Raw genomic sequence first — 17829 nt, 5'->3', positions numbered from 1 at the left:
GTGAACGATATCCGAACGCTTCGTGCAGGAACGCTGATCACCCATGAAATCGAGATCAAACGCTCACGCTTCATCGCCACTCTGGCCCGCGCCGACACCGAAGATGAAGCGCGCGCACTCATCGACATGGTCCGTTCGGAGCACCCACAGGCGCGGCATAACTGTTCGGCCTACCTCATCAGTGCGGATGGCCGAAACGCAATCCAGCATTCCTCTGACGACGGGGAACCATCGGGCACAGCCGGCACGCCTATGCTTGAAGCCCTCAAAATGTCTGACACGTGGAATGTGACGGCTGTCGTCACCCGTTATTTCGGCGGAGTGTTGCTGGGTGCGGGAGGCCTCATCCGCGCGTATTCGTCGGCGGTGAGTGAGGCACTGGCCCGCGCACCTCACGTGGTCATCAAGACTCTTAACATTGCTCGCATCACTGTCGATCCCAATGATGCCGGTAAGTTCCAGTCGGAGCTGCACAGCGCGAATGTGCCGATTGTGGGCAGCACGTGGGATGCGCGTGTCCACCTCGATGTCGCCGCCACTGACGACGACATCGAGCAGTGGGTAGACCGCGCGATGGTTCTGACCCACGGGCAGGCCAGCGTTCACGTAACGGGACAAACTCGAATAGAAGTGGACGCATGAGACAAAAGGCCGTACAGTGTCGCATGTGATTCACACAGCAACGAACCAGATGAACGCGACACAGGTCGCGCGGCGTTGCGTGCACGCAGTTTCTGCGTGCTTTTTCTGTATCTGCACGGCGGAGTGTCTCTAGGGCGAATAGCCTTCTCCGTACGTCTATGCGTACTGCTGTTCGCCCGCATGGTGATTGAACCAGCCCATTTTTCTTTTTCTTTCCTTCTTGACTTTTTCTCTATGGAGTGATTTTTCATGACCGCTATCGCCGCAAACGTCACTGAACTCATTGGCCGCACCCCCCTCGTCGCTATCAATCGCCTCGCGGGCGACAACGCCCACGTCATCGCAAAAGTAGAGGCGTTCAACCCTGCGTCATCTGTCAAGGACCGTATCGCTGCCGCCATCATCGACGCTGCCGAGGAATCGGGCGCCCTCAAGGAAGGCGGAACCATCATCGAGGCCACCTCAGGCAACACGGGTGTCGCACTGGCAATGGTGGGCGCCTCGCGTGGTTACCACGTGGTCATCGCGATGCCCTCGTCGATGAGCATTGAGCGCCGCCTGCTGATGAAAGCCTTCGGCGCTGAACTGGTGCTGACCGACCCGAAGGACGGCATCTCCGGTGCCGTGGCCGCAGCCGAGAAGATTCGTGACGAACGTGAAGGCTCAATCATCGCCTCACAGTTCACCAACCCTGCCAACCCGCAAATACACCGCGTCACAACCGCGGAAGAAATCTGGGCGGATACCGACGGCACGGTGAATATCGTCGTTGCCGGAGTTGGAACTGGCGGCACGATCTCAGGTGTGGGCGACGCGCTCAAACAGAAGAACCCTGATATCCAGATCATCGCCGTGCAGCCCGCTGAATCCCCTATGCTGACCGGTGGCGCAAGTGGCCCCCACGGAATCCAAGGAATTGGACCGAACTTCGTGGCCGACACTTATAACGCACAAGTCGTCGATGAGGTGATAGATATCGACACCCCCACTGCTCTCACCTTTGCCCGCCGCGCCGCTGCTGAAGAAGGCCTGCTTGTCGGCATTTCCTCGGGTGCTGCTCTGGCTGCAGCAACCCAGGTTGCTGAGCGTGCTGAAAACGCCGGTAAGAACATCGTGGTCGTGTTGCCCGATACGGGCGAGCGATACCTGTCAACTGCGCTGTTTGAAGATCTGCGCGACGACAACGAGTAATACTGATACTGATCGGTCTCACGTGTGGGTGGCACGAGCGGTGTGCTCCTGTCACCCACACTGGGGATCTCGGCCACTGATTGAATAAGAGGCATCATGGCACTTTCTCCCTCACGTGCGCTTAAGCTTCTGCGAGAGGACCTCGACACTGCGCTCAAACGTGACCCAGCTGCACGATCGCGCACTGAAGTGGCGTTGACCTACCCTGGTGTGCACGCGCTGTGGAGTCACCGTGTTGCGCACGCACTGTGGCAGCGCAATGTGCGTATACCGGCTCGCCTGATTTCCTCTTTCGCGCGTGTCATGACTGGAGTTGATATCCATCCGGCCGCGCAGATCGGCCATCAGGTTTTCATTGACCATGCGACCGGTGTCGTGATCGGCCAGACGACTGAAGTGGGCGACGACGTCGTGATCTTCCATGGTGTCACGCTGGGCGGTGTGTCGATGAGTCCGGGGAAGCGTCACCCCACAGTGGGGCACCATGTCATGATCGGTGCGGGCGCAAAAGTTCTGGGCCCGATCACCATCGGTGACAATTCAAAGGTGGGTGCGAACGCCGTGGTGACCCGCGATGTTCCGGAATGCTCGGTGGCCTTGGGGGTTCCGGCCAGGTCGCATCCTTCCCCCGAATCGGTGGAAGAGCCGGACGATGAGCTGATTGTGGATCCGAACTCCTACGTGGATCCGTCCCTCCTGATTTAACCGAGGAATCTCGGCCTCTGCGCTGCGCTTCCCCCTCGGCCCACACCGCATGTTGCACGTGCTCACGCCAATGTGTGTGACATCGGAGGTGACGTCACCTGCCAAAATACCCACAAACGTGCGCCAGGTCACGTAGGCTAAGGGCATGACGAAGCGAACGTTGCAAGCTTCTTTGAATACGTTGGCCGATGTCGATCAGCCCCAGGGCGTCCAGCTTGCCACCCTCACGAGGTACGACATCCCAGCGTTGGCATCGCTCCATGTCATCGCCTATGGAGCGCCCTCCACTGCGGAGAACCTGTGGGAATCAACGGATGAAATGCGTCTGTATTTTGAAGGTGCGTTTGGTCAGCCTCGTGACGACTCGTTCATCGGCGCGTGGCGTGACGGAAGCCTGGTGGGAGCGATCCTGTGCGTCACCGATGTTGTGTGGGATGATGCTCCGCGCGGTCCGTTCGTCATTGACTTGATTGTTGATCCTGAATGTCGTCGTGAAGGCATTGCAACGGTGCTCATTGCCGAGCTTGCCCGCCGTTGCGCGTCGTGGGGTGAAAATGACTTGTCCTTGCGCCTTGATCTGAAATCCGCGCCCGACGCGCAGAAGTTCTACGACGCACTCGGTTTTGTGGAGGTCAACGCCGAATCGGACGATTCCGCGTCCTAGGTCCTCCCCTGCTCGCTGCAGACGCCTGTCTACCCCGCTTCTCTACCGGCTTTCGTCCGTCTTCTATTTTGCATGGGCCTGTATGCCCGAGCTAGCTCCGGCTTGCATCCATGACCACTGCGGGTCACCGCACCTAGACGCCCTAACACGATTGACGAGGGCGACCCATCCGATGTTCGGTGCACACCACCAGTGCGTGAGTCGCCCTCGTCAATGTCGTATTCAGCTGAACATTACCTAGCCTGTCGGCGCCTTGCTGCAACCAAGGAGAGCCCACCAATCAGGCTGATTCCAACAAGTGCGGGCACGAGGCTTCCGACTGTGGAGCCGGTACGCGCAACCGTTGCCTTGTAGCCGGCTTGAGCGGATGCCGCTCCTGCCTTACCCCCGTTGCCGTTTTCTGGCCGGTTCACGTCGCCACCAAGATTGCCCTCGTCTTTACCCGCATCGGCATCGGCGTTTGCATCACCATCTGCAGGCTTGGTGTCGGACTTACTCGGTCCAGTGGCCTTCAGAGACAAGCTATCCATCTGCACCCACTGGTCAGCAGTAGGGGCAGCGTCTACAAAAATATCGATCTGGCTGTTGCTTCCCGAGTCGAATTCCACAACAAAGCGCGTGTATCCGGCCAAGTGTGTGAATTCCTGAGAGGCAAGAACCTGTCCGCCTGGACCGGTTTGACGCGCACCCACCGTTCCCTTGTCAGTGCGCTGCGGGTTGTCAGGACCAGTCGTCACGAACGCTGTCATCTTGTAGTGAGTGTTGGGTGTGACGGTTACTGTCTGGGAAAGCTCCAACGTGCCTTGGTTGTTCCGCATCCATGCCTGGTGTTCTGACCCATATGCCCAATCCGGCTTGCCATCAAGACCGCAAGGTCCGTGGCATTGCCAATGGGGACTCATACCGCCATTCTCTACGCGCTCAAAACCGGGGTCCTTAACGAGGTTCGGGTGGATCACATTGCCATCCTTATCTACCTCGAATGCCATCTGGAAAATGTTGTAGGAGCCCCAGATTGACATGGCGAAATGCACTTCTGAACCTGAATTCCACGGGTGCATGTACGGTGCATACATTCCGGGATAATCCAGTGAGGTTGCCACTACTGTCTTGTCTGACCACGGACCTTCCGGACGATCTGCCAGGCGGTACACCACGTCAAAGATTCCCGCTTCGTCTGAATCAGTGGTGTACATCAGCATCCACTTGTTCAGGTATGAGTTGTACTGCAAAGACAGTTCCGTCGTTGGAGCTTCAATGATGTCGGCCGCGGTACCCTCGTCGTCACCCCACTCGCTGCCGTTCCAGTACTGGTAAGCATCCTTTTCGAGGATCTTGTTCTCATCAACCCTGGCGATGCGGATGGCACCGAAGCGACCATTCGGCGTGCCCATCATGTAGACGAAGCCATCGCCTTGACCGTGAGCAAAGCCCACCATCTGAAAGTTATTGGACCACTTGTCATCGTTGGTCCACTGCGGGCCGTCGGTCGTATTCCAGGTTTCTCCCCCGTCATCGGAGTACGCGATACGGGAATAGTTCGTGAACCATTCTCCGGGGACGCCCCACTTATTCACCGACATGAACGCCAAATACTGCCGGCCGCCCACCGCGATGCCGCCGGTGGGAATAGTGGTGTGCTCGGTTTCAGGGATCTTGAGCGAGGGAATGATCTCCCGCGCTTTTCCGTTCTCATCGACCACGGCAGAATCGAACAGGATTCCGTCTTCAGCGAAGTTCCTGGTGGACGAACGCAGCAGTGCATTCGAACGCCAGTCTTCTCCGCCGCCACCATTGCCGCTCCATTCGCCGAAGGTGTCACCAACAGCGAATAACACATGACCGTGTCCGTCATCCCACATGATTCCAAGGTCGGTTCCCTGGATTTTCATGGTCTGGGCGGTGTTTGTAAAACCTTTAGCACCTGTCAGCTGAGCGACAACGCGTGCAGCCGAAGGATGAGCGTATGGCTTCTCCGCCTCGGGTGCGGCTGGATCGGCAGCGCACGCTGTTCCTGCCAGACACAGCGCGCCGGCGCATGCGCAGGCAGCAATGATTGCTCCTCGTCGAGTGAATAAGCAGCGCCCTGGTGGTGAGCTAGACTCACGCATAGCGTGTCCTTTCCTTGGATGGGTGTGTCGGCCGTGACCGTCGTCCTCATCGATGAGGACGCTCCTACTTCAGACCGGACATTTTGATGTTGCCAATGATCTGGCGCTGGAAAATAAGGAAGATGATGATCACTGGCGCCGCTGACAGGACAGAGCCCGCCATGAGTAAACCCAGTTCAGAGGTACGTTCCGAGCGGAACGTCGCAAGGTATTGCTGGAGCTGGTACTTCTCCGGGGACGTGATGGTCAGAATCGGCCACACGTATGCATTCCAGTATCCCAGGAAGGACGTGATGCCCATGACGACGAACGGAGGCTTCGACAGGGGCAGGAACAGACGCACGAAAATCTGGAAACGCCCGCACCCATCCAGCATGGCTGCCTCTTCGAGGGATGAGGGGATCGACAGGTAGAACTGTCGGATAAAGAAGATCATTCCCGCGTTCGCGATACCGGGAATAACCAGAACGGCCAGAGTATCCAGCATGCGTAACTTCGTCACAACGATGAAGCTGGTCAGCAGAATCGTCATACCCGGAATGAACATCGTCGTGATCATGACGACCCACAGGATTTTCTTGAAGCGGAACTCCAGGCGTGCGAACGCATAGGCAGCAAGTGAGTTGACGGTCAGGCTGGCAGTCATGAAGAGCAGCGCACCCAGAAGCGTCCACAGCAATGCGCGGATGAACGTGGGATCCTGCGCGATGCGCGCGTAGTTTTCCCAGTGCCACACTTCGGGGAAGAACTGGAAGGGGGTCTGAACAACTTCGGTCTTTGCCTTGAATCCTGCGATGACCATCCACAGCAGGGGGAACAGTGCAGCGAAGATGAAGATCGCACCGAACAGGCCTTTGATCAGGATGACCGGCCACCATTGTTTCCGGTGGAACTGCGGTGCTGCTGCCTGTTCTTTCTTCGTGGAGTCCGATGTCTCCATTGCGGTGCTGACACCCGTCGACGTTGACATTACTGACATGATTAATCCACCAGCTTCTCGGAGTTCACGAATTTGAAGATCAGTGCGGAGAGGGTTCCCAGAACCAGGAACATCAGCAGGGCTGCTGCAATCGAGTAGCCCACGTTCATGTCTCCGCGGAAGTGATTGAAGATGAACAGGTTCGGTGTGGTTGTCGAATCCAACGGCCCGCCGCCGGTCATGACCAGCGGGAGCTCGTACTGTTGGATCGCGCCGATAATGCCTGTTACCAGCAGATACAACCCCACATTCTTCATCTGCGGCAATGTGATGTAGAAGGTCTTTTGCCACCAGTTCGCTCCCTCGAGCGAGGCGGCTTCGTAGAACTCGCTGGGGATGTCAATCATGGCTGCCACCATGATCAGGGATGTGAGGCCCATTCCCAGCCAGATTGCCGGGACTGCGATGGCCAGAAGCGCCCACTGGGGGTCACCCAGCCATGCGATTGGTTCAACTCCGAAGAACCCGAGGAACCAGTTCAAAATGCCGCCGGAGTAGTCATAGATCAACACGAAGATGATCGAGGTAATAACGCCGGAAATAATGGTCGGCAGATAGATGCTGACCTTCAACGTGTCAGCAAATCTGCGCGACACAGATACGACAAGACTGGAAAAGAGGAATGCGAGAACCAACGTGGTGGGCACGGTGAACAGAACGAACATGAAACCGCGTTTAATGGCGGCGATAAACAGCGGGTCCTTGAGGACGTCCGTGTAGTTCTTGAACGCAACGAATACTGCGGGCTTGTAAAAGCTCCAGTCCTGGAATGACAGGTACGCTGCGTAAATTGCTGGCCACACCACGAAGATCCCGAGCAGCACAAAGGCGGGAAGGATCAAGAGGTATGCGAGTCGTCCATCACGGAAACGGAACTTCTTTGAGTCCTTCCGCACCTTTGTACTGGACATCGGGATTCCTTTCTTCAGCCTGGGAACAGTCCTATGACAGGGCTGAGTTACTTATCGCCGGGAGCAGGTGCTTTCTCGGGAAGGCTCTCACGATCGATCACGGTCTGGATCGCCTTCTCAGCAGTGTCGATCGCCTGGTCAGCGGTCGCGGCACCCTTCATCACGGTCTCCATCGCCGTGCCGACTGCCATCGAGACATCCCACGGGTAGGCAACGCTTGGAATGGCATCGGGAGCAATCTCAGTCATGATGACGTCTGACCACGGAGCGGACTTGGCCTCTTCAGTGGCGGCCACGCCTTCCTGAACGTCGTCGCGCGGAGGAATCTTGGTGAACTGGGTGGCAACATAGAACGGAACGAGGTTCTCAACGTCTCCGGCCAGAACCCATTCGAGGAACTTGCCTGCTTCTTCAGGGTGCTTGGCCTTTGCGTCAACAACCCACTTGAAGTCACCCAGTGTGGTGGTGGTTCGTCCCTCTCCGTTCGGTGAGCTCGGGAACAGGCCCAGACCCGTGTTCGTCAGCATGTCCTGGTAGTCGGAGCCAACCTCGGACATCATCCAGGAACCGGACACCTTGTAGGCCACCTTCTTTTCACCGAATTCCTTGGCTTCCAGGTAGCTGCCCAGAGGCTGCTTGGCCATGTAGCCGTTGTCCCACAGATCCTTGTAGAACTGCATGAGGTCACGGTAGCCCTGGTCGTTGATGTTCGGTGCGCTCCAGTCATCGGTCAGTGCGTTGTGTCCGGAAGCATTGAACTGCTGGCCCACAGATGCCCAGGCGAATGTGCCGGCATCAGATGCCGGGGAAATGCAGTACTGACCATCCGACAGGGTTGGCTGAATCTTCGCGCAGTTGTCGAGCAGATCCTGCCACGTCTTCGGTGCCTGCTCAGCGTCAAGGCCGGCAGCGGAGACCATTTCCTTGTTCCAGAACAGCACTGTCTGCGGCTCCAGAACCAGCGGGTATGCGTAGTAAGTGCCATCAATCTGGGAAACCGAACGTGCCAGGTCGGTCATCTTGTCCAGGCCTTCCTTGGACACGATCGAATCCAGATCGTGGAACTGAGCGGCATTCACGCCGTCGTTGAGCGGTCCGGCGAAGGTGTAAATGTCGGGACTCTTGTTTGCTGCCTGCGCCGACTTCATCTTCTGATCCCACGCGTCGGCCGGTACTTCGGTGTCGACTACGGTGATCTCGTCCTGCGCTTCGTTGAACTTCTGAACGATGTTCTTGTACCACTCATTTTCCACGGGGGTGAATGTGCGGTGCCAGAATTCAATGGTCGTGCCGCCCTCGGATGATGACCCCGAGGCTGCTGCGCCGCTTTCTGAACCTGCGGGTTCACCTGGCGTTCCCGAGCCGCATCCTCCTACGAGAACAGATGCCAAGGTGAACGACGCAATCCCTGCCCACGCCCACCTGCTCTTTCCTGAATTCATGGTGTCTCCTCTTCGATATGACTCAACGTTGAGTCCGTTAGCCCTATCTCGCGTTGTGATGATCTTTGAGCATTCCACCAGTGGAAAACTCGCTGATTATGGCACCTGGAAGCCAATGGCTAATTGACCCTGACTACCTGGTGCTCTACACTATACAGTAATCGATTACAACTCGTGAAATTTCGACACACATTGTGATATTTTCTCAGGAAAGGCGATCAACGATGCTCTCCCCCTTGACAGGTCTGACCACAATTCGCAACGTAGCCACTCGCTCCATCTCTCCGGAAAACTTCGACGGCACACCTGGGGATGGCGGCCGTGCGACCGAGGGAACCGGTGCGGAATGTGCACGCGACCTGGGACCCACGTGGAAGATCTCCCCCAGTATCGACGTTCCGGCTCGCGGCACATTCGAGCTGGCCAACATCTCAGGTGCCGGATGCATCACTCATATCTGGATGACCGCTCACACCTCACTGTGGCGTCGCCTGGTCTTCCGCTGCTACTGGGACGGCAGTGACGAACCTGCCGTTGAGGTGCCCTACGGCGACTTCTTCTGCAATGGCTGGTCCGTGTTCTCGCAGGTTAATTCTGTTCCGATCGCCGCCAACCCGCACGGTGGTTTCAACTCCTTCTGGCCCATGCCGTTCAAGTCCGGTGCTCGCCTGACATTGGAGAACACCTCCGACGAGGATGCCCGCGTCTACTACCAGATCACCTACGACATTGACGAGGGTGACTCATCCGCCGCTGACGGCGCAGCCGCCAAGGACGATATCGCCTACTTCCATGCGCAGTGGCGCCGCTCCAACCCCCTGCCGACGCTCACCACACACCCGATTCTGGAAAACATCGAGGGCCAAGGGCACTACGTGGGCACCTACATCGCATGGTCAGTCAATGACAATGGCTGGTGGGGCGAAGGCGAAATCAAGTTCTACATGGACGACGACACTGACTATCCCACGATCTGTGGCACCGGCACTGAGGATTATTTCGGTGGTGCCTGGAACTTCGATGTCCCCGGCCGCGGATACACGACGTTCTCCACGCCGTATTTGGGAATGCCGCAGGTCATCCGCCCCGATGGCCTGTATATCGCCAATCAGCGTTTCGGAATGTACCGCTTCCATATTCAGGATGCAATCCACTTCTCCAAGGGACTGCCGCGCGTCGACATTCAGGCTTTGGGCTGGCGTTCAGGTGGCCGCTACCTGCCGCTGCATGACGACATCGCCTCGACCGCCATGTTCTACCTGGATCGTCCGGTCACGAACCGTCCCGAGGCGCCGACCTACGATTCCATGGAGGTCCACCTGGGAGCAGCTCCGGCCACTGACCTGGCCTAGTGTCATAGCCTTCCTGTCAGCGTCGGGCTTTTGCCTAGCGCTGACAGCTCGGACACCAGAAGAGACGCCTCGTAGCCATCAGATCCTCCGCAACGGGAGTGCCGCAACGCAGGCACGGCCTACCGGTGCGGTGATAGACATACCAGCGTGATGCTTCAGGATCACCCTCAAGGGGTGGTTCCGGAGCATCCTCGTCGCTCACTGTTTCGATTCTGCCCACTTCAAGGCCGTGTGCCATGAGTGGGCAGATCGTTTTCCACAGCAGGCTCAGGCGCGCCTCGGCCACTCGGTTGCCTCGGCGTCTGGGATGAATCCCCGTAATGAAGAGCGATTCTGCGCGGTAAATGTTCCCAACGCCGGCAATCACAGACTGATCCATAACCAGTTCGCCGATGGTGCGCGATCGTGAGCGGATCGCATCGATGAAGGCGCACTCCAGGTCGGGACGAGTCAGCGCGTGGGGTGAAAGCGGATCGGGACCCAGACGCCGCAGCACCTGGCGCTGTTCATCAGGTGTGATGACTTCGCAGCGATTGGGACCTGACAGGTCGGCGACCGCGTCATCTGTTTCGATGCGGACCCTGACCTGGCCAACCGGCTCGGGTGGAGTCCATCGGCCGTACTCGTCCGTTGTGCCGCTGTCGCCAGCCAGCCGCGGAGCTCCGATCGATACCGGAACCTCCACCGATTCACCGCCATATAAACGCCACGACCCATACAGACCCAGGTGGACATGCAGCCACAGGTCGTCGGTATATGCCACCTGCGTACCGTCGGGGTGTCCCTCGCGTACCGGTCCGGGCGCGCTCAACTGCATGAAGAAATGCTTGCCGTGCGCACGAACCGACGTCACTATCCTGCCGTTGATCAGGCGTGCTCCGCCGGCGAAGCGCCCCTGCGGCGATGACACCCGGACCGCACGTCCGACAAACAGCGTGTCGAACGTGCGGGTCAGAGCGTGAATAACGTCGCCTTCAGGCATAGGTTCTCGCCACTACCAATCTGGCAGTGCGCGGCTAGTTCTTCGGCAGAACCAGGTTCACCAGTTTAGGTGCGCGCACAATAACTTTCAGCGGCTCACGTCCATCGAGGATGGCGCGGATCGGCTCCAGGTCGAGCGCGCGAGTGAGCAGATCGTCCTCGTCAATTGAGGGCGATACATCGAGGCGGGCACGAACCTTGCCGTTGACCTGCACGATCGCAGTAATCGTTTCTTCTTCGAGCAGTGATTCGTCCTCAACGACCGGGAACGGTTCACGTGCGAGCGACTCACCGTGCCCCAGTTTGTGCCACAGTTCTTCAGCGATGTGCGGCGCAACAGGGCTGACCATCAGCACCAGGGGTTCGATGATTTCGCGCGGTACCGCATCCATCGACGTGATGTGGTTATTCAACACGATCATGCGGGCAATGGCGGTGTTAATGCGCAGGTTCTCGAACTCAACCGTCACATCCGCGATCGTGCGGGCCAGCAGTTTGCGCGTGGCCAGATCGGCCGGTTCGTCACTGACAGTGACCTCACCAGTTTCTTCATCGAGGACATTGCGCCACAGGCGCTGCAGGAAGCGCTGAGATCCAACGACGGCTCGCGTCTCCCACGGGCGGGAAATATCCAGCGGTCCCATCGACATCTCATACACTCGCAGCGTGTCCGCGCCATAGTCCTGAGCGAATTCGTCAGGTGTGACAACGTTCTTCAGGGACTTGCCCATCTTGCCGTATTCCTGTGTGACGGGCTCACCCTTCCAGGTGAATCCGCTTTCCTCGTCGCCCGTCACTTCATCGGCCGGCACGTATGCGCCGCGTGAATCCGTGTAGGCGTAGGCCTGGATGTAGCCCTGGTTGAACAGCCGGTGGAACGGCTCAGATGCGCTGACGTATCCCAGGTCGAAGAGGATCTTCTGCCAGAAACGCGCATACAGCAGGTGCAAAACGGCGTGTTCGACGCCACCGACATACAGGTCTGCACCGCCGGATTCGCCCGGGTTGCGCGGCCCCATCCAGTACTGCTCATTGACCGGATCAGCGAAATGTTCGGCGTTATTCGGGTCGCCGTAACGGATTTCGTAAGCGCACGAGCCAGCCCAGTTCGGCATGGTGTTCGTGTCACGACGATACGTCTGTTTGCCTTCACCCAGATCCAGTTCAACGTCCAACCAGTCCGTTGCCCGACCCAGCGGTGCTTCCGGCTCAGACGCAGCATCGTTCTCATCGAATGTGCGCGGCGAAAAGTCATCAATTTCCGGCAGGGTGACGGGGAGCATCTCATCAGGCAGCGCGTGCACGCGGCCATCAGCCGAATACACCACGGGGAACGGTTCACCCCAGTAGCGCTGACGTGAGAACAGCCAGTCACGCAGGCGGTACGTCACGGTTTTCTTGCCCAGGCCGCGTTCTTCCAGCCACTGTGTGATGCGCTCAATGGCTGCTTCCTTGCCCAGACCGTTGAGGTCCACTTCCTCATTGGCCGAGTTGGTGATGACACCGTCACCGACCCACGCGGCCTCTTCGCGGTCGAAGTCTTCGGGTGGGGTGATCGTGGTGATGATGTCCAGGTCGAAACGACGTGCGAAGTCAAAGTCACGCTGGTCGTGCGCGGGCACAGCCATAATCGCGCCGGTGCCGTATCCCATCAGGACATAGTCGGCCACAAAAATCGGGATGCTCGTGCCGTTAACAGGGTTGGTGGCGAAACGCCCGGAGAACACGCCTGTCTTCTCTCCTGCTTCGGCGGTTCGCTCCGCATCCGTCATGCGTGCAGCGCGTTCACGGTAGGCTTTCACAGCCGTAGCTGGTGTGGCGTATCCACCTGTCCACGCTTCGCGTGTTCCATCGGGCCACTCAGCAGGCACGTTCAGGTCAGCAGCGTCGCCCTCGTCCCCGAGCAGGGGGTGTTCGGGGGCAACGACCATGAATGTTGCGCCAAAAAGCGTGTCAGGGCGGGTGGTGAACACATCGAGCCGCGTGCCGTCAGCGTCAAATGTGACGCGCGCGCCGGTGGAGCGGCCAATCCAGTGATGCTGCATTGAGCGCACCTTGTCCGGCCAGTTCACTGTGTCCAGGTCAGCGTCCAGGCGGTCAGCGTAGGCGGTGATTCGCATCATCCATTGGCGCATGCGCTTGGTAAAGACTGGGAAATTGCCGCGCTCGGAGCGTCCCTCGGCGGTGACTTCCTCGTTGGCGAGCACGGTGCCCAGGCCGGGAGCCCAGTTCACGGGCGCCTCGTTGATATAGGCCAGGCGGTAGGAATCGAGCACGCGGGCCTGTTCGACCGCTGTCAGATCGTCCCACGCCTTGTCGAATGTTTCCTCGCCCTCAGATGTGGCGATCGGGCGCGTGCCGGAGCGGAATTCGTCTTCCAGTTCGCTGATCGGACGGGCGCAGCCTTTCGTGCCGGCCGGGTTCGTCGCTTCAGTGTCATACCACGCGTTGAAGATCTTCAGGAAGATCCACTGCGTCCAACGCACAAACAGGTCATCGGTTGTAGCAAATGAGCGGCGCTTGTCGTGCGACAGTCCCAGGCGCGCCAGTTGGCGACGCATATTCGCAATGTTGTCGTATGTCGTGATGCGCGGATGTTGGCCGGTCTGGATGGCGTACTGTTCAGCGGGAAGACCGAATGCGTCGAATCCCATCGTGTACAGCACGTTAAAGCCGCGCATGCGCTGGAAACGTGCGATCGTGTCAGTGGCGATATAGCCCAGTGGGTGTCCAACGTGCAGGCCTTTGCCTGACGGGTAGGGGAACATGTCGAGCAGGAAGTAAGGGGTCAGTTGCGCCAGTGGCCCTTCAAGGTCTCCGGTTGGGTTATCGGCATTGAATGTGCCACGGTCATCCCACTGCTTGTGCCACTTGTCTTCGATGGCGTTGGCCATCTGTGCGGTGTAGCGGAATTCCGGCTCCGAACCTTGATTCTGGCTCATTGATGGATCCCTCTCGAATTCTTCGGTCATGCTCGTCAAATTGGCCTGTTGCCAACCACTTAAGGGTATCTCATCGCGCCACTGGCTACCGGATTCGTTCAGCGTACGATCGGGCGCAGGTGCGGAGGGGTATCGCGACGAGGGTGGCCCATGCGGGCGCAAGATGGGTGACAATAGAGCCATGAGTACAGCATTTGAGAACATCATTGATGGAACATGGTCGGGACGCTTCGCATGGGCTGACGACGTTTGTGTTGTTTTTGCCACCATTGAGCCGATCCGCGCTGGTCACATGCTGGTGGTGCCGCGCCACCCTTACCCGTCGTGGACGGACGCGCCGGTGGAGGTTGCCGAGCACCTGATGCGCGTGGCTCACATCATTGGGCGAGCACAGATCGAAGCCTTCGACGTGGAACGAGCCGGCCTGATCATTGCCGGTTTTGAGGTACCTCACACCCATCTGCATGTGGTCCCCATGAAGTCGGAAGCAGATATTGCATTCGCCAATGCTGCTCAGGCTAGTGATGATGCCCTCGACGATGCTACGACGAGGGTGCGTGAGGCACTGGTGGGCCTGGGGTACGAGGCGAACGTGCCGCCGTCGATGGGGTCAGCTTCCCTGAGCTAGCTCGGGTGCGCGGCTGCGACAGTTGGCGCGCGATTGCGCCCGTTACTGTTCAACGTGAAGATCGTCGGGGTCGGTGGCTACGAAAATGGCATCTGCGGCCACGTCACCGATTTCGACGGTATGCGCGCGCTCTTCACCAGATTCACGCACGTCAAGTGTGAGTGTTCCCAGCGCAGGTGAGCGGCGCACCACCGTGATACGGGCATCCAGGGCGATCCTCCTGCTGGCCAGATCGCGCAGCATCTGCGGATGGCCATCTGAGATTCGCACGATGACCGTGTCAGTTCCTTCGACAACGTCAGACAGCGGCATCATACCGGGAGCCAGGCGAGTGCCGTCAGGAGCCGGAATCGGGTCGCCATGTGGGTCGCGCATCGGGAAACCAAGCGCACGGTCGAGGTGCTCAAGCAGCGTCTCGGAGACCGCATGTTCAAGGATTTCTGCTTCTCGGTGAACTTCGTCCCACTCAAAGTCGAGCTTTTCGTACAGGTAGGTTTCGAGGAGCCGGTGGCGACGCACCACACCTACTGCTATTGCGCGGCCCTTTTCGGTCAGGTGAACCTTATGGTAGGGCTCGTGCTCAACCAGTCCCTGCTCTGTCAGGCGCTTGACGTTTTCAGATGCGGTCGATGCAACAACGCCCATCCTGGCGGCAAGATCGTTCACCGATACTCCGGCACCACTCCACTCCCCTGCGGAGTAAATGGTCTTCAAGTAGTCCTGCGTCATCTGCGTGATGGGCACGTCACGCAGATCGTCGTGGTGTTCCATCAGCCCTCCAGGTTTGTCAGTGTCAAAGACGCGTTGGCGCTCCGATTCTTACTGTAGATGCCCATGCGCGCCTGTGCATGCGTCCTGCAGATGTGTCCTATCGCCTACTTTTCAAGTTGTCTGAAGCCCCTTGACACGAGTACAGTATTACTTCGTTACGAGACGTAGCGCCGTTAGCTCAATTGGCAGAGCAGCTGGCTCTTAACCAGCGGGTTGGGGGTTCGATTCCCTCACGGCGCACCACCTGTAACTCATGCGCCGTTAGCTCAATTGGCAGAGCAGCTGGCTCTTAACCAGCGGGTTGGGGGTTCGATTCCCTCACGGCGCACTTTTTATGCCTCCGCTCCTCCAAGAGAATTTGTCACCTCTTCATGCTTCTTCGGTCACGTGCACGTCTTGGCGGTCGACAACAAAGCCTGCACAGATATTGCGCAGAGTGAGCCGAGGGTCGGCCATGGTTGGCGTCTCAATGCGCATCCCCGTCATCGAGGTCGGCGAGGCGATTGTCGTGATCCCCGTTCGAGTAGCTGACGCTGGATCGAGTGCGGATGAAACACATTGCGCATGAAAAGAGCGTCCGAACTTTCCACCAGCGGCCTCAGCTCTTCGAAGAACGGCTCATCAAGACTCATCAACGACACAGCCTCACACCACCCTCACACCCGCTATTCCTCGACAACGAATGCTTCGAGGGCTGGATGACCATCAGGATCCAGAAAAGAGTCAAGAAGATCCCGAACCGGAATATCACAGACATAGGAGAACTCCACCGTACGCGAGTAGTCATTGGTCAACGTATCGCTCATGAGCATGGGAAGGATTCCGCGGTCGGGTGTCTGAAGCGTGTAGTCAAATTTGTTGATTTCCACGAGGGAATAACCAGGGCGCTGTTCGTAGGTGTAGCAGGGAATGTACATGGATGGGTAGTCGCGTTGCGCCCAGCGGAATGATTCGCCCGCCTGGTAGATGAACCAGCGTGTCACCAGGTCAAGATCCGGGGAAAAGAACGTAAATTGGATATCCTCGTTTCGCGTACTTTCTCCGTATGCGAACTGCCCATCCTCAAGCTGAGCCACGTGATAGACCGGATCCCCAGCATGACTGATACTGATCGAACGAGGATGGAACACATTGCGCATGAAAAGAGCGTCTGAACTTTCCGCCAGCTTCGACAGCTCCTCGAAAAACGGCTCATCAAGACTCGTGAGCGTCAATATTGCATCATCCCTTATTCTTAAGACATGTGACGGAGTCTTATCCTTCATTATACGGTCTGAACATATGAGAGCCATCCAGCTCCGGGTGGAGCCTCCGCTCTCAGAGTTTTCTTGCGTTGGCTCTAAGGGGCAAGGAATTGGGAAAGCGAAGGTTCTCCGTTTGCGTTGGTCACTGAATCGACCAGGTCGTGTACCTCTATGTCATGAATGTGAGAGTAGCGCACGCATTGGGAGACGTCATGTACAAGGTCGTCGCTCATCTTCATCGGCAGAAGTTCGCCATCTGGAGCTCGCAGAGTCGAAAGTGTGCGCGTCAAGCGGTGGAGAGCATATCCTTCCCGTATCTGACTAGTTCGGTGAGGAATGGAGAACTGCAGGTAGGCGCGAGCGTATCGATAGGGGAAGCTGGCGTTTAAGATAAGCCAGCGTAGGGCAATCTGTGCGTCCATAGTGACAAGTGAGAAGGAAATAGGACCACCTCGACCGCTTGAACCGAATGCGAAAGATCCGTCGTTGTGGTGTACCACGTGGAGGGCGGGGTCGCCATAGTCGTAGCTCAGCGTGACAGATTCATGTGCTACCTCGTTGAGTGCAAATCGGGCCCATCGGCATTCAGCTAAAGGCCGTAACTCATCGAAACTCAGTGTATCCATTCGAGGAGAATTCCTTTCTCTATGCACTCTGCAATTGACACCATTTCACCTCGTTCATTTAAGAAGATGAATTGCTTACCTCCGTCTTCAAATCCTAATGCGGGGGCGATTGTACCCTCTTCAACAGAGTAGCCACGAGGCAGTTCACCCAGCTGATAACCGTAGAGACGGTCATGAGCTTTCGGAGGCGGCATTGATCGCTTTTCAAATGGAATATGACGGCCTTCAGGTGCCGATGCGACGAATTGTCCCCCTGGATGACCGATCCGGTCGACGAATCGTCCATACTTTTCCTTGATTTGTTGAAGGCTGCTATGGCGCACAACTGAGTCAGGCAAGGCGCCGTTTGTATCTTGAAATCTATAATTCGGAACACCTCTCGAGTTTAAATTCTTTGAAGCCCACGCGTCGTAGGTCGGATACGGCTCTCCGTGCGCGTTCTTCCCAAATGGTGCGGGGCTTGTGTCCCAATGGGGGGTTGCGTCGGAGCGATGCAAGGAAAACTCGGTATATTGAGCTGGGTCTACGTGAGGGGCAGAAGCGTTGATGCGTGTCGAGGGTGTGTCTGCGCCTTTGCGGAGGAGCCTGTTGAGGGTGTCAGAGAACTTCCTGAACAACTCGGTGAGCTTGCCGAGCAGCC

At 57.7% G+C, this 17829-nt stretch carries 15 protein-coding genes and 2 tRNA genes; 8 read left to right on the top strand and 9 right to left on the bottom strand.

Features of this window, described 5'->3' with window-relative positions:
* The 4 genes from AC1EJZ_RS10025 (at position 1) to AC1EJZ_RS10010 (ending at position 3202) form a co-directional block, all read left to right on the top strand.
* Positions 1-642, top strand: a complete 642-nt coding sequence (locus tag AC1EJZ_RS10025) for a YigZ family protein (RefSeq protein WP_480294770.1) — start codon at positions 1-3, stop codon at positions 640-642.
* A 249-nt stretch (positions 643-891) separates the two neighbouring features.
* Positions 892-1833 carry a cysteine synthase A gene (gene cysK / locus AC1EJZ_RS10020; protein ID WP_092648653.1) on the top strand — a complete coding sequence of 314 codons (942 nt, stop codon included), beginning with the start codon at positions 892-894 and terminating at the stop codon, positions 1831-1833.
* Positions 1834-1929: 96 nt separating this feature from the next.
* On the top strand, positions 1930-2538 hold the full coding sequence (gene cysE, locus AC1EJZ_RS10015) for a serine O-acetyltransferase (protein WP_058236943.1): 609 nt from the start codon (positions 1930-1932) through the stop codon (positions 2536-2538).
* A gap of 145 nt (positions 2539-2683) precedes the next feature.
* Positions 2684-3202, top strand: coding sequence for a GNAT family N-acetyltransferase (locus AC1EJZ_RS10010; protein ID WP_058236944.1), 519 nt, complete (start codon positions 2684-2686; stop codon positions 3200-3202).
* Between the two features lie 233 nt (positions 3203-3435).
* Here the strand turns inward: AC1EJZ_RS10010 and AC1EJZ_RS10005 are convergent, their stop codons facing one another.
* The 4 genes from AC1EJZ_RS10005 to AC1EJZ_RS09990 all read right to left on the bottom strand — a co-directional run bounded on the left by AC1EJZ_RS10005 (position 3436) and on the right by AC1EJZ_RS09990 (position 8645).
* Entirely contained in the window at positions 3436-5313 is a 1878-nt protein-coding gene (locus tag AC1EJZ_RS10005) for a DUF4185 domain-containing protein (protein ID WP_092648654.1), read from the bottom strand.
* Positions 5314-5377: 64 nt separating this feature from the next.
* Positions 5378-6292, bottom strand: a complete 915-nt coding sequence (locus tag AC1EJZ_RS10000; RefSeq protein ID WP_058236946.1) for a carbohydrate ABC transporter permease — start codon at positions 6290-6292, stop codon at positions 5378-5380.
* Between the two features lie 2 nt (positions 6293-6294).
* Positions 6295-7203 (bottom strand): carbohydrate ABC transporter permease, encoded by a 909-nt coding sequence (locus AC1EJZ_RS09995; RefSeq protein ID WP_058236947.1) that lies wholly within the window; start codon positions 7201-7203, stop codon positions 6295-6297.
* Positions 7204-7250: 47 nt separating this feature from the next.
* Entirely contained in the window at positions 7251-8645 is a 1395-nt protein-coding gene (locus AC1EJZ_RS09990; protein ID WP_058236948.1) for an ABC transporter substrate-binding protein, read from the bottom strand.
* A gap of 224 nt (positions 8646-8869) precedes the next feature.
* On the opposite strand from AC1EJZ_RS09990, the gene AC1EJZ_RS09985 reads away from it, so the two are divergent.
* Positions 8870-9997: a glycoside hydrolase family 172 protein gene (locus AC1EJZ_RS09985; RefSeq protein ID WP_480294769.1), complete on the top strand. Its 1128-nt coding sequence runs from the start codon at positions 8870-8872 to the stop codon at positions 9995-9997.
* Positions 9998-10031: 34 nt separating this feature from the next.
* On the opposite strand, the gene AC1EJZ_RS09980 is transcribed toward AC1EJZ_RS09985, so the two are convergent.
* Together AC1EJZ_RS09980 and AC1EJZ_RS09975 are read right to left on the bottom strand one after the other, a co-directional pair.
* Positions 10032-10979 carry an Fpg/Nei family DNA glycosylase gene (locus tag AC1EJZ_RS09980; RefSeq protein ID WP_480294768.1) on the bottom strand — a complete coding sequence of 316 codons (948 nt, stop codon included), beginning with the start codon at positions 10977-10979 and terminating at the stop codon, positions 10032-10034.
* Positions 10980-11013: 34 nt separating this feature from the next.
* Positions 11014-13920, bottom strand: a complete 2907-nt coding sequence (locus AC1EJZ_RS09975) for a leucine--tRNA ligase (RefSeq protein ID WP_480294767.1) — start codon at positions 13918-13920, stop codon at positions 11014-11016.
* Positions 13921-14101: 181 nt separating this feature from the next.
* On the opposite strand from AC1EJZ_RS09975, the gene AC1EJZ_RS09970 reads away from it, so the two are divergent.
* Positions 14102-14548, top strand: coding sequence for an HIT family protein (locus AC1EJZ_RS09970; protein WP_070725198.1), 447 nt, complete (start codon positions 14102-14104; stop codon positions 14546-14548).
* A 42-nt stretch (positions 14549-14590) separates the two neighbouring features.
* Here AC1EJZ_RS09970 and AC1EJZ_RS09965 read toward each other — a convergent pair whose 3' ends face one another.
* Complete coding sequence (locus tag AC1EJZ_RS09965) at positions 14591-15319, bottom strand: metal-dependent transcriptional regulator (RefSeq protein ID WP_480294766.1); 729 nt, start codon at positions 15317-15319, stop codon at positions 14591-14593.
* Between the two features lie 167 nt (positions 15320-15486).
* Between AC1EJZ_RS09965 and AC1EJZ_RS09960 the strand changes: the two genes are divergently transcribed.
* Together AC1EJZ_RS09960 and AC1EJZ_RS09955 are read left to right on the top strand one after the other, a co-directional pair.
* Positions 15487-15562 (top strand) — tRNA-Lys (locus tag AC1EJZ_RS09960).
* 12 nt (positions 15563-15574) lie between these two features.
* A tRNA-Lys gene (locus AC1EJZ_RS09955) sits at positions 15575-15647 on the top strand.
* Positions 15648-15984: 337 nt separating this feature from the next.
* Here AC1EJZ_RS09955 and AC1EJZ_RS09950 read toward each other — a convergent pair.
* Positions 15985-16458 (bottom strand): Imm61 family immunity protein, encoded by a 474-nt coding sequence (locus AC1EJZ_RS09950; protein ID WP_157886364.1) that lies wholly within the window; start codon positions 16456-16458, stop codon positions 15985-15987.
* A 718-nt stretch (positions 16459-17176) separates the two neighbouring features.
* Positions 17177-17829: glycohydrolase toxin TNT-related protein (locus tag AC1EJZ_RS09945; RefSeq protein ID WP_480294764.1), on the bottom strand; the 653-nt coding region annotated here is incomplete at its 5' end.

This window comes from Pauljensenia sp. C0170B5, from assembly GCF_056590195.1.
Note: the sequence above shows the minus strand (reverse complement) of the source record. Positions and strands in the feature narration are given on the sequence as shown.